Source organism: Streptomyces corchorusii (assembly GCF_001514055.1).
Taxonomy (GTDB): domain Bacteria; phylum Actinomycetota; class Actinomycetes; order Streptomycetales; family Streptomycetaceae; genus Streptomyces; species Streptomyces olivaceoviridis.
This window is the reverse complement of sequence record NZ_KQ948352.1, coordinates 378,736-391,038: the sequence shown is the minus strand read 5'-3', so window position 1 is coordinate 391,038 and position 12,303 is coordinate 378,736. Positions and strand designations below refer to the sequence as shown.

9 protein-coding genes are annotated in these 12,303 nt (G+C 72.9%); 6 read left to right on the top strand and 3 right to left on the bottom strand.

All coding sequences use genetic code 11. The features are described from left to right. The first annotated feature begins 111 nt into the window (after positions 1-111). From AQJ11_RS05940 to AQJ11_RS05930, 3 genes are all read left to right on the top strand, one after another. On the top strand, positions 112-3,024 hold the full coding sequence (locus AQJ11_RS05940; protein ID WP_059262107.1) for a glycoside hydrolase family 48 protein: 2,913 nt from the start codon (positions 112-114) through the stop codon (positions 3,022-3,024). A 71-nt stretch (positions 3,025-3,095) separates the two neighbouring features. Then, entirely contained in the window at positions 3,096-5,762 is a 2,667-nt protein-coding gene (locus AQJ11_RS05935; RefSeq protein WP_059262106.1) for a cellulose binding domain-containing protein, read from the top strand. 264 nt (positions 5,763-6,026) lie between these two features. Beyond that, positions 6,027-6,485 (top strand): cyclic nucleotide-binding domain-containing protein, encoded by a 459-nt coding sequence (locus tag AQJ11_RS05930; RefSeq protein ID WP_058082728.1) that lies wholly within the window; start codon positions 6,027-6,029, stop codon positions 6,483-6,485. 94 nt (positions 6,486-6,579) lie between these two features. Here the strand turns inward: AQJ11_RS05930 and AQJ11_RS05925 are convergent, their stop codons facing one another. Continuing rightward, positions 6,580-8,301, bottom strand: a complete 1,722-nt coding sequence (locus AQJ11_RS05925) for a sensor histidine kinase (RefSeq protein ID WP_059262105.1) — start codon at positions 8,299-8,301, stop codon at positions 6,580-6,582. A gap of 673 nt (positions 8,302-8,974) precedes the next feature. Here AQJ11_RS05925 and AQJ11_RS05920 point away from each other — a divergent pair. Continuing rightward, on the top strand, positions 8,975-9,361 hold the full coding sequence (locus AQJ11_RS05920) for an STAS domain-containing protein (protein ID WP_059262104.1): 387 nt from the start codon (positions 8,975-8,977) through the stop codon (positions 9,359-9,361). A 98-nt stretch (positions 9,362-9,459) separates the two neighbouring features. Next, a complete protein-coding gene (locus tag AQJ11_RS05915) occupies positions 9,460-10,161 on the top strand; it encodes a response regulator (protein WP_059262278.1) in 702 nt (233 codons plus the stop codon). A gap of 74 nt (positions 10,162-10,235) precedes the next feature. Here the strand turns inward: AQJ11_RS05915 and AQJ11_RS05910 are convergent, their stop codons facing one another. Further along, positions 10,236-10,997, bottom strand: a complete 762-nt coding sequence (locus tag AQJ11_RS05910; RefSeq protein ID WP_059262103.1) for a class I SAM-dependent methyltransferase — start codon at positions 10,995-10,997, stop codon at positions 10,236-10,238. 5 nt (positions 10,998-11,002) lie between these two features. Beyond that, positions 11,003-11,308, bottom strand: a complete 306-nt coding sequence (locus tag AQJ11_RS05905; RefSeq protein ID WP_015493389.1) for a 4a-hydroxytetrahydrobiopterin dehydratase — start codon at positions 11,306-11,308, stop codon at positions 11,003-11,005. A gap of 147 nt (positions 11,309-11,455) precedes the next feature. Here AQJ11_RS05905 and AQJ11_RS05900 point away from each other — a divergent pair, with 147 nt between their 5' ends. After that, positions 11,456-12,283 (top strand): helix-turn-helix domain-containing protein, encoded by an 828-nt coding sequence (locus AQJ11_RS05900; protein WP_058082724.1) that lies wholly within the window; start codon positions 11,456-11,458, stop codon positions 12,281-12,283. The last annotated feature ends 20 nt before the right edge of the window (positions 12,284-12,303 follow it).

Here is a 12,303-nt window from a genome sequence, read left to right as displayed (position 1 = left end):
ACTCTTCAAGCACCTTGACCGCTCCGGGCCCCGTCCCCACTATGGGAGCGCTCCCACTGGTTCAAGCCTTGACCTCTCCCGAGCCGCACGCCCGCAAGGAGGAACCAGCACATGGATCCCGGACGTAAGCGCAGAGCCGTGCGCCGGCTGTGGACCGCGGCGGCCGCCGCGTTCGCCCTGCCCCTGACGATGCTCGCCACCGGCACCCCGGCCGCACACGCGGCGTCCGTGCAGTGCAGCGTCGACTACAAGACCAACGACTGGGGTTCCGGCTTCACCGCCGACCTCACGATCACCAACCGCGGTACCGACGCCATCGACGGCTGGACGCTGACGTACGCCTACACGGGCAACCAGAAGCTGACCAGCGGCTGGAACGGCACCTGGTCCCAGTCGGGCCAGACGGTCACCGTGAAGAACGCCTCGTACAACGGCACGATCGCGACGGGCGCCGCCGTCTCCACCGGCGCCCAGTTCACCTACAGCGGCACCAACACCGCCCCCACGTCCTTCGCCGTCAACGGCACCACCTGCGCCGGCGCGCACCAGCCGCCGGTGACCGTGCTGACCAGCCCGAGCGCGGGCGCCGTCTACTCGCAGGGCGAGGCGGTGCCGCTGGCGGCGACCGCGGCGGCGGCCGACAACGCGACCATCGGCAAGGTGGAGTTCTACGACGACACCACGCTGCTGGGCACGGACACGAGCGCGCCGTACTCGCTCTCGGTCTCCAGTTTGACCGTGGGCAGTCATTCCCTGGTGGCGAAGGCGTACGACAGCCTGGGCGCGTCCGCCGCCTCCACCCCGGTCGGCATCACGGTCGCCTCCGGGCCCGCCGTGGTCGCCTCGCCGTCCCAACTCGGCGTCCAACAGGGCAAGTCGGGTACGTTCTCGGTGAAGCTGTCGACGCAGCCGAGCGCGAACGTGACGGTGAGCACGAGCCGCACGAGCGGCAACACCGGGCTGTCCGTGACGGGTGGTTCCTCGCTGACCTTCACCCCGTCGAACTGGAACACCGCGCAGACGGTGACCGTCACGGCGGACTCCTCCGGCACCGGCAGCGCGACCTTCACCGCGTCGGCCACGGGCCACACCAAGGCGACGGTCACGGTCACGGAGCTGCCCGCCTCGAAGGCGTACGACGCCCGCTTCCTGGACCTGTACGGGAAGATCACCAACCCGGCGAACGGCTACTTCTCCCCCGAGGGCATCCCGTACCACTCGGTGGAGACGCTGATCGTCGAGGCCCCGGACCAGGGCCACGAGACCACCTCGGAGGCGTACAGCTATCTGCTCTGGCTCCAGGCGATGTACGGCAAGGTGACCGGCGACTGGTCCAAGTTCAACGGCGCGTGGGACATCATGGAGAAGTACATGATCCCCACCCACGCCGACCAGCCGACGAACTCCTCCTACAACGCCTCCAAGCCGGCCACGTACGCGCCCGAGCTGGACACCCCGAACGAGTACCCGGCGAAGCTCGACTCGTCGGTGTCCGTCGGCCCGGACCCGATCGCCGGTGAGCTGAAGTCGGCGTACGGCACGGACGACGTCTACGGCATGCACTGGATCCAGGACGTGGACAACGTCTACGGCTACGGCAACGAGCCCGGCAAGTGCGAGGCCGGTCCGACCGCCACCGGACCGTCGTACATCAACACCTTCCAGCGCGGCTCGCAGGAGTCCGTCTGGGAGACGGTCCCGCAGCCGACCTGCGACGCCTTCAAGTACGGCGGCAGGAACGGCTACCTGGACCTGTTCACCGGCGACTCCTCCTACGCCAAGCAGTGGAAGTACACGGACGCCCCGGACGCGGACTCCCGTGCCGTGCAGGCCGCGTACTGGGCGGATGTGTGGGCGAAGGCGCAGGGCAAGAGCGCCGACGTGTCCGCGACCGTCGCCAAGGCCGCCAAGATGGGCGACTACCTGCGGTACGCGATGTACGACAAGTACTTCAAGAAGATCGGCAACTGCACGAGCCCGTCCTGCCCGGCCGGCACCGGCAAGGACGCCTCGCACTACCTGCTGTCCTGGTACTACGCCTGGGGCGGCGCCACCGACACCTCCGCCGGCTGGGCCTGGCGGATCGGCTCCAGCCACGTGCACGGCGGCTACCAGAACCCCCTCGCCGCCTACGCGCTCAGCTCGGTCGCCGACCTGAAGCCCAAGTCGGCGACGGGCGCGACGGACTGGGGCAAGTCGCTCCAGCGGCAGCTTGAGTTCTACCAGTGGCTCCAGTCGTCCGAGGGCGCCATCGCGGGCGGCGCGACCAACAGCTGGCTGGGCCGGTACGCCGCCCCGCCGGCCGGCGCGTCCACCTTCTACGGCATGTACTACGACTGGCAGCCCGTCTACCACGACCCGCCGTCCAACCAGTGGTTCGGGTTCCAGGCGTGGTCGATGGAGCGGGTCGCCGAGTACTACCAGCAGACCGGGAACGCCTCGGCGAAGGCGATCCTCGACAAGTGGGTCAAGTGGGCGCTGTCCAAGACCACGATCAACCCGGACGGCACCTACCGCATCCCCTCCACCCTCCAGTGGTCGGGCCAGCCCGACACCTGGAACGCGTCGAGCCCCGGCTCCAACAGCGGACTGCACGTCACCGTCGCCGACTACACCGACGACGTCGGCGTGGCCGCCGCCTACGCCAAGACCCTGACGTACTACGCCGCCAAGTCCGGTGACAGCGCCGCGAAGTCCACGGCGAAGGCGCTGCTGGACGGCATGTGGAACAACTACCAGGACAGCCTCGGCGTCGCCGTCCCCGAGACCCGCACCGACTACAGCCGGTTCGGCGACAGCGTGTACGTGCCGAGCGGCTGGACCGGCACCATGCCGAACGGCGACGCGATCAACTCCTCGTCCACGTTCGCCTCGCTGAGGTCCTTCTACAAGAGCGACCCGAACTGGTCGAAGATCGAGGCCTACCTCAAGGGCGGCGCCGCGCCCGTCTTCACGTACCACCGCTTCTGGGCCCAGGCGGACATCGCCCTGGCCATGGGCTCGTACGCGGAGCTCCTGGAGTAGACCGGCACCTCTTCTGGGGCGGCCCCCACCCGCACCGGGGGCCGCCCCCCTGCCATGAGAGGACCCCCGCCATGCGCAGAACCCGCATCCTCACCGCCGTGCTGGCGCTCGCCGCCGGCCTGCTGTCCGGCACCCCGCCCGCACTGGCCGCCCCCGCCCCCCGCACGGCCGTCGCCGCGGACACCTACACCTGGCGGAACGCCCGGATCGACGGCGGCGGCTTCGTCCCCGGCATCGTGTTCAACCGCTCCGAGAAGAACCTGGTCTACGCCCGCACCGACATCGGCGGCGCCTACCGCTGGCAGGAGCCGACCAAGACGTGGACGCCGCTGCTGGACTCGGTCGGCTGGAACGAATGGGGCCACACCGGCGTGGTGAGCCTGGCCTCCGACCCGGTCGACCCGGACAAGGTGTACGCGGCCGTCGGGACGTACACCAACGGCTGGGACCCGACGAACGGCGCGGTGCTGCGCTCCGCCGACCGGGGCGCGAGCTGGCGCAAGGCCGACCTGCCCTTCAAGCTGGGCGGCAACATGCCCGGCCGGGGCATGGGCGAGCGGCTGGCGATCGACCCGAACCGCAACAGCGTGCTGTACCTGGGCGCGCCCAGCGGCAGGGGCCTGTGGCGGTCGACGGACTCGGGGGCGACCTGGTCGCAGGTGACGAGCTTCCCGAACCCCGGCACCTACCGGCAGGACCCGGGCGACACGAGCGGGTACGCGAGCGACAACCAGGGCATCGTCTGGGTCACCTTCGACGAGTCGACGGGGACGTCCGGGAGCCCGACGAAGACGATCTACGTCGGGGTCGCCGACCAGGACAACGCGGTCTACCGCTCGACGGACGCGGGCGCCACCTGGACCCGGCTGGCCGGCCAGCCGACCGGGTACCTCGCGCACAAGGGCGTGCTGGACGCGGACCACGGGTTCCTCTACCTCGCCTACAGCGACAAGGGCGGTCCCTACGACGGGGGCAAGGGCCGGCTGTGGCGGTACGCGACGGCCACCGGCACCTGGACGGACATCAGCCCGGTCGCGGAGGCGGACACCTCCTACGGCTTCAGCGGGCTGACGGTCGACCGCCGGCACCCGTCCACGATCATGGCGACGGCGTACAGCTCCTGGTGGCCGGACACCCAGCTCTTCCGCTCCACCGACAGCGGCGCCACCTGGACGAAGGCCTGGGACTACACGTCGTACCCCGACCGCGCGAACCGGTACACCATCGACGTGTCCTCCTCTCCCTGGCTCACCTTCGGCGCGCACCCCTCCCCGCCCGAACAGGCGCCGAAACTGGGCTGGATGACGGAGGCCCTGGAGATCGACCCGTTCGACTCCTCGCGGATGATGTACGGGACGGGCGCCACGCTCTACGGCACCGAGGACCTCGCCCAGTGGGACAGCGGCGGCCGGTTCACGGTGAAGCCGATGGTGCGGGGCCTGGAGGAGACGGCGGTCAACGACCTCGCGGCGCCGCCCTCCGGTGACGCGCGACTGTTCAGCGCGCTCGGCGACATCGGCGGCTTCCGGCACACGGACCTCACCGAGGTGCCGTCGATGATGTACACCTCCCCCACCTTCACGACGACCACGAGCCTGGACTTCGCGGAGAAGGACCCCGCCACGGTGGTCCGGGTGGGCGACCTGGACTCGGGCCCGCACATCGCGTTCTCCACGGACAACGGCGCCGACTGGTTCGCCGGGAGCGATCCCCCGGGCGTCTCGGGCGGCGGCACGGTGGCCGCGGCGGCGGACGGCAGCCGGTTCGTGTGGAGCCCGGACGGCACGGGCGTGCGGTACGCGACCGGCTTCGGCACCTCCTGGTCGGCGTCGAGCGGCATCCCGGCCGGCGCGCTCGTCGAGTCGGACCGCGTCGACCCGAAGACGTTCTACGGCTTCGAGTCCGGGACGTTCTACGTCAGTACCGACGGCGGTGCGACCTTCACCGCCTCCCTCGCGACAGGTCTGCCGAGCGGGAACAGCGTGCGCTTCAAGGCGCTGCCCGGCACGAAGGGCGACATCTGGCTGGCGGGCGGGGCGACGGACGGCACGTACGGCCTGTGGCACTCCACGGACGGCGGCGCGAGCTTCGCCAGGCTGTCGAACGTCGAGCAGGCCGACACGATCGGCTTCGGCAAGGCCGCGCCGGGAGCGTCGTACCAGACCCTCTACACCAGCGCGAAGATCGGCGGAGTGCGCGGAATCTTCCGCTCCACGGACCAGGGGGCGAGCTGGACCCGCGTCAACGACGACGCCCACCAGTGGGGCTGGACGGGCACGGCGATCACCGGCGACCCGCGGGTGTACGGCCGGGTGTACGTCGCGACCAACGGCCGGGGCGTCGTGTACGGCGACACGAGCGCCGGGAGCGGTGACGGTGGCGGTGGCGGTGGCGGTGGTACGGATCCGCCTCCGTCCGGCGCCTGCACGGTCGCCTACAAGGTCACCAACCAGTGGGCCGACGGCTTCCAGGCGGACGTACGGCTGACCAACACCGGCACGACGGCCTGGAACGGCTGGTCCCTCGGCTGGACGTTCCCGGACGGCCAGAAGATCACGCAGATCTGGAACGCCGGCCACACGCAGTCGGGTCCCGCGGTGACGGCGAAGAACGCGAGCTGGAACGGCACCGTGACGGCGGGCTCCTCGGCCGCCTTCGGCTTCACGGCAAGCTGGTCGGGCACGAACACGAAGCCGGCGGCGTTCACCCTGGGCGGCAAGCCCTGCGCGACCGGCTGACCTCGCGGCACTGGTGCGGCGGGGGTTCCCGTGGTGTCCTGGTGGTGACGGGAAGGACGCGTTGCAGACGCGGGGAAGCGGCCGGCAGCCGCGCACCGCGCAATCCTGATCCGCGAGAAGCGGGTGACGCCCTTCCCGTCCTGCCGTGCCGGGGCGGCCCCGCTCCTCGGGCCGAAGGTCCCGCGTCCGGGTCCGTGCGGCTCCTGGTGACGGACGGCGGGGACGGACAGCGTGGAGGCGGGAGCGAGGAAGGGAGCCTCCGCGATGACCTCCGCCACCGCCATGACCACAGCGCTGCCGCCCGAGCAGCGTCCCCCGCTGATGCGCCTCGCCCGCGAGGTCGCCTTCGAGACCGGAACCCGCCTGTTCGAGGAGGGCCGGCGCGCCGACCGCTTCTGGATCGTGCGTACCGGCACCGTCGCCCTCGACCTGCATGTGCCCGGCCGCCGGCCCGCCGTCATCGAGACCCTCGGGCACGGTGAACTGGTCGGCTGGTCCTGGCACTTCCCGCCGTACCTCTGGCACCTGGGCGCCGAGGCGACGAGCCCGGTGCGGGCCTGGGAGTTCGACGCCGGCTCCGTGCGCGCGATGTGCGCGGCCGATCCCGAGTTCGGCCGGGCGATCGCAACCTGGGTGGGGCGGGTGGCCGCCCAGCGGCTGCACGCCTCCCGGGTCCGGCTGCTCGACCTCTACGCCCCGTACGGCAGCGGCGGTCCGGCCTGACCGCCGTACCCCTGCCTCACCGTCCGGGACGAGGGACTAGGGATGTGGGATGTGATGTGGGAGGACGGTCCGCGCGCGTCCTGCTCGCGAGCCGTCACCCGGCGGGCAGCGGGACCCGCCAGCTGAGCGTGGTGCCGCCGCCGTCGGGGCGGGCCAGCTCCAGGCGCCCGCCGAGCTTCGCCGCGCGCTCGGCCATGTTGCGCAGCCCGCTGCGGCGGCCGTCGGGCGCGATGCCCACGCCGTCGTCCGAGACGGTCAGGCACACCTCGCGGCCGTCGGTCGTCAGGACCACCTGAGCGCGGTCGGCGCGCGCGTGCCGGGCGATGTTGGTGAGGGCCTCGGAAAGCACCGCCATGACGTGGTCGGCGATCTCGGGCGGTACGTCCGTGTCCACCAGGCCCTCCATGCGCACGCTGGGCGTGAGGCCCAGGACGGGGGCCGCCTCGCCCACCGTGCGCACGACCCGAGCCCGCAGGCCGCCGCCGCTCCCGGCGCCCGCGCGGGTCCGCAGCCCGAAGATCGTCGACCTGATGATCTTGATGGTCTCGTCGAGGTCGTCCACGGCCCGCAGGACCCGCTCGGCGGCCTCGGGGTGCTCGATGAAGCGGCCCGCGCTCTGCAAGGTCATCCCGGTCGCGAACAGCCGCTGGATGGCCAGGTCGTGCAGGTCCCGGGCGATCCGGTCGCGGTCCTCCAGCACCGCGATCTGCTGGGCGTCCCGCCGGCGCTCGGCCAGTTCCATGGCGATCGCGGCCTGGCCGGCGAACCCCCGCAGCATCTCGGTCTCCTTGGCCAGGAAGACCGGCCGGCCCGCCTCGCGGGCCACCAGGACCACCCCGCGCACCCCGCCCTCCCCGGTGCCGATGGGCACGGCCACGGCGGGGCCGAGACCGCCGAAGCGCGGGGGTTCGGGCGAGATCCGGGTGTCGTGGCCGACGTCGTCGCTGGAGACCGGGGCCGCGGCGGAGAAGGCCAGGCCCATGAGGCTGTCCTGCGGGGACAGCACGAGTCCGCGGTGCGCCTCCGCCTCCGCTCCCACGGCGATCTCCACGGAGAGCGACCCGGTGTCCGCCATGGGCAGCGCCACCGCCGCCAGGGCCGACCCCGTGATCTCCCGGGCGCGCTCCGCGATCAGCTCCAGGGCCTGCGCGCGCTCGCTGCCGGACATCAGGCAGTGACCGATCTCCGCGTTCGCCAGCAGCCAGCGCTCGCGCAGCCGGGACTCCTCGTACAGGCGGGCGTTGTCGATCGCGACGCCGGCGGCGACGGCGAGCGTCGACAGCACCGATTCGTCCTCCTCGTCGAAGTCCGCGCCCCCGCGCTTCTCGGTCAGGTAGAGATTGCCGAAGACCTGGTCACGGACCCGGATCGGAACGCCGAGGAAGCTGTTCATCGGCGGATGGCCGGGCGGGAAGCCGTACGAGGCGGGGTGCTCCGAGATCTTCGGCAGGCGCAGCGGTTCGGGGTGGCGGATCAGCTCACCGAGGATGCCGTGCCCCTCCGGGTACGGGCCGATCGCGGCGATCTCCGCCTCGGACACGCCGACGGTGTGGAAGGCCGACAGGGTCCTGCCGTCGGGCCCGATGACGCCGAGGGCGGCGTACTCGGCGTCCACGAGCACGGCCGCGGCCTCCACGATCGAGCGGAGCGCCTGTTCCAGCTCCAGCTCGCGGCCGACGGAGAGGACCGCCTCCAGGAGGCTGTGCACCCGGTCGCGGGTGCCCCGGGCCGCGTCGATCCGGGCCTGCAACTCCTCCAGCAGCTCGTCCAGCCTCAGCTGCGGCAGGCGTACGCGGGGCTCCTCCGGGCGCTCCACCACATGCCTCCAGGTCCCCTCGCCGCGCCGGCCCGGCGCCGACGGGTCGTCTCCACGGTATCCGGTCCTGCTCCGGGAGGCGGCACGCGGTACCGGCCCCCGGCCACCGGCCGCGGTCGGGACCATCGGCCGCCGATCGGGGACGTACGGCACTGGCGCAGCGGACGGTCCTCGCCGAGGGTGGACCCAGGAGCGGCACCGATCCCCCGCGGTGTCGCTCCGTCGCGTCATCCTGACCGCCCGCCGGCCGGCCGGCCGGTGCGGGGCCGGGGCCCGGTGGGGTCGGATCCCGGTGGGGCCGGGTCCCGGTGGGGCCGGGTCCCGGTGGGGCCGGGGCCCGGTGGGGCCGGGGCCCGGTGGGGCCGGGTCCCGGTGGGGCCGGGTCCCGGTGGGGCCGGGTCCCGGTGGGGCCGGATCCGGTGGGGCCGGATCCGGTGGGGCCGGATCCCGGTGAAGCCGGGTCCCCGTAGGCCCCGATCCCCGCAGGGCCGGATCCGGTGAGGCCGGATCCCCGCAGGCCCCGATCCCCGCAGGGCCGGATCCCCGCAGGGCCGGATCCCCGCAGGGCCGGATCCGGTGAGACCGGATCCCGGTGAGGCCGGATCCCGGTGGGGTCGGGAGTGGGGCCGTCCGGCCCTTCCGGGAGGGCGGCGAGCCCGGTTCGCTGGGTGCCATGCCCGAGAACCACGAGCTGCCCGGGTCGGCGCTCCTCGCCGGGCCCGTCGCGGCACCGGCGCGGGAAGACGGCCCCGGCCCCACGGTGCTGACCCTGCGCGGAGAGATCGACCTGCTGACCGCGCCGGCCCTGTCGGAACGGCTCGACGCGCTTACCGCGCGTCCGCGACCCGACCTGGTCCTGGACCTGCGCCCGACCGAGTTCATCGACTGTGCCGGGCTGGGCGCCCTGTGCCGGGCGCGCAACCGCGCCCTGGCCCGGGGCGGACGGCTGTGCCTGGTCACGGACAGCGCCCGCTTCCTGCGGATGCTGCGCCTGACGGGCCTGTGGGGCGTCTTCGAGGTGCGGCCCCGGCTCCCCGGGCCCGCGCGGCGCGCCGGGTGAGTGGGGCCGGTCGGCCCTGGTGCGTACGGCACCGGCAGGACATGATCGGGCTCAGGGACAGTCCGCAGCCCGCCGTCCCCGGGGAAGAAGAGGTCGCCATGCCCGAGACACGCACCTTCACGGAGCAGGACCCGATCCGGGTCTTCCTGGTGGACGACCACGAGGTGGTCCGGCGCGGCCTGGCCGACCTGCTCGACACCGAGCCGGACATCCGCGTGGTCGGTGACGCGGACACCGCCGGACACGCGCTCGCCCGCGGTCCCGCCCTGCGCCCGCACGTCGCCGTGCTCGACGTACGCCTGCCCGACGGCGACGGCATCTCGGTCTGCCGGGAGCTGCGCGACCGGATGCCGGGGCTGGCCTGCCTGATGCTCACCTCGTTCGACGACGAGGACGCCCTGCTGGACGCCATCATGGCCGGGGCCTCGGGTTACGTCCTCAAGCAGATCAAGGGCTCCGACCTGGTGTCGGCGGTCCGTACCGTCGCCTCCGGGCAGTCGATGCTGGACCCGGCGACCACGGCCCGGCTGATGCGCTCCCTGCGGGCCGATCCGGCCGGGAACCCGTCCCTGCCGCCCGAGTTGGCGGGCCTGTCACCGCGCGAACGGGACATCCTGGCGCTGGTCGGGGACGGGCTGACCAACCGTGAGATCGGCAAGAGGCTGTACCTGTCGGAGAAGACCGTCAAGAACCACATCTCGCGCCTGCTGGCCAAACTGGGGGTGCAGCGCCGGGTCCAGGCCGCGGTCCTCGCCTCCCATCTCGGCCGGCACGGGCCGGACGCGGGCCCGTTGCGCTGAGCCGGACAGGACGCGCCCCCGAATCACGGTGTCCTCGGATTCACGGTGTCCTCGGATTCACGGTGTCCTCGGATTCACGGTGCCCTCGGAGGGGTCGGCGCCGGCTTGCGGAAGGCCCTCAGGCTGAAGCACGGGTCGGGGCGCGGGCGGTCCTGGTCGGGCAGTCCGGCCAGGCGGGCGGCGAACTCCTCGGTGCGCGGCTCACCGGGCGGCAGCAGGGTGAACCAGCCGCGGCGCAGGTCGGCGATGGTGGTGCGGGGGCTGCGGCCCTGCCCCGAGCCGCGGAAGGAGCCGTGTCCGGCGGGTGCGAGTCCGTGCCGGGCGGCGTGGGCGGTGACGGTTCCCGCGGCGTCGGCGGCGGGGCGGCGCGGGCGGGCGGCCAGGACGGTGTCGATGTCGCTGCCGACGTCGTGCGCGGCGGCCTTGTCGACCGTGGTGACGTACACCCCGCCGGGCCGCAGCACGCGGGCGCACTCGCCGACGACCGCGCCGACGTCCTCGGGGTCCAGCAGGTGCAGCAGCCAGATGCTGGTGACCGCGTCGAAGGCGCCGTCCGGGAAGGGCAGTCGGCGGCTGTCGGCCCGTACGATCGCGCCGGGCAGCCGGGCCGAGGCCCTGCGGACCATGGCCGGGGTGAGGTCCGCGCCGGTCACCCGCAGTTCCGGGCGTGCGGCGGCGAGCCGCCGGGTGACGATCCCGGTGCCGCAGGCGACGTCGAGGAGACGGCCCGGCCCTCCGGGTATCAGACCGAGGACGGCCCGTGCGGCCTCGCGGGCGCGGGCCTCGCCGCCGCGCGAGGTGTCGTAGTCGGCGGCTTCCTTGTCGTAGTCGAGCACATCGCTCAGTGTGCTCCGTGGCCTGGCGCGATGTCCTCCACCCTGCGGGCGAGGGCGAAGTCCTTCGCGGTGACGGCGCCGCCCGCGCTGTGGGTGTGCACGCTGAGGGAGACGGTGTTGTAGCCGAGGGCGAGGTCGGAGTGGTGGTCCAGCTCGTCCTGGATGCCCGCGATGTGCACGACGAGGGCCGCCGCCGCGAAGTGGGAGCCCAGCCGGTAGGAGCGGGTGAGGCGGTCGCCGTCCACCGACCAGCCGGGCAGCTCGGCCAACCGGTCCTCGATCTCCTTCTGCGACAGCGGTTCGACGGCCATGGCCCGGGCTCCCTTCACCGCGTGCCCCCCTCCGGGGCGTGGCGGGTACGGATTCAGCCTGCCACGCCGGCGAGGGGCCCGGCATACCGACGCGGTCCGGACACCGTCCGGTCGTTCCCCCGCCCCGGCTCCACTAGGGTCGGCTGCATGTCTCTCCTCGCGTCCGCCCCCACCGCTCCCGTCGACGTCACCGGCAAGGGCGTCGGCCCGCTGCTGCGCGCCTGGCGGGAGCGGCGCCGGCTGTCGCAGCTGGACCTGGCGCTGCGCGCCGACTCCTCCGCCCGGCACATCAGCTTCATCGAGACCGGCCGGTCCCGGCCCAGCGAGGAGATGGTGCTGCGGCTCGCCGAACAGCTCGACGTGCCGGTGCGGGAGCGCAACACCCTGCTGCTGGCGGCCGGTTACGCGCCGCGCTATCCGGAGACCCCGCTGGACGACCCGGCGCTGGACGCGCTGCGCGACGGCCTGGAGCGGCTCATCCGGGGCTACGAGCCCTATCCGGCGCTGGTGGTCGACGCCGGGTACACGGTCGTCGCGGCGAACCGGGGCACCGCCCTGCTGCTGGACGGCGTGCCGGAGGAGCTGATGGTCCCGGCACCGAACGCGATGCGGCTGACCCTGCACCCGCGGGGGATGGCGCCGCGCATCCGGAACCTGCGGCAGTGGCGCGGGCATCTGCTGGCCCAGATGGAGCGGGAGATCGCCCTGCACCGCTCGGACCGGCTCCGCGCCCTGTACGAGGAGGTGGCGGCCTATCCGGTGCCCGAGGAGCCGTCCGACGGCGAACCGGCCGAGTCCGTGCCGTACTTCGCGCTGCCGCTGCGCATCGAGCACGCCGGGCGGATCCTGTCGTTCGTGTCCTCGATCTCCACGTTCAACACCCCGATGGACGTCACGGTCGCCGAGCTTGCCATCGAGACGTTCCTGCCGGCGGATCCGGCGACCGCCAAGTACCTGCACACCCAGGCCGGTTGAGGTTGATTGCCTCGGGCAGG

Bases quoted from the DNA above. Each gene is read 5' to 3' on its own strand.
- AQJ11_RS05940 (WP_059262107.1), top strand. From the start codon at position 112: ATGGATCCCGGACGTAAGCGCAGAGCCGTGCGCCGGCTGTGGACCGCG.
- AQJ11_RS05935 (WP_059262106.1), top strand. From the start codon at position 3,096: ATGCGCAGAACCCGCATCCTCACCGCCGTGCTGGCGCTCGCCGCCGGC.
- AQJ11_RS05930 (WP_058082728.1), top strand. From the start codon at position 6,027: ATGACCTCCGCCACCGCCATGACCACAGCGCTGCCGCCCGAGCAGCGT.
- AQJ11_RS05920 (WP_059262104.1), top strand. From the start codon at position 8,975: ATGCCCGAGAACCACGAGCTGCCCGGGTCGGCGCTCCTCGCCGGGCCC.
- AQJ11_RS05915 (WP_059262278.1), top strand. From the start codon at position 9,460: ATGCCCGAGACACGCACCTTCACGGAGCAGGACCCGATCCGGGTCTTC.
- AQJ11_RS05905 (WP_015493389.1), bottom strand. From the start codon at position 11,308: ATGGCCGTCGAACCGCTGTCGCAGAAGGAGATCGAGGACCGGTTGGCC.
- AQJ11_RS05900 (WP_058082724.1), top strand. From the start codon at position 11,456: ATGTCTCTCCTCGCGTCCGCCCCCACCGCTCCCGTCGACGTCACCGGC.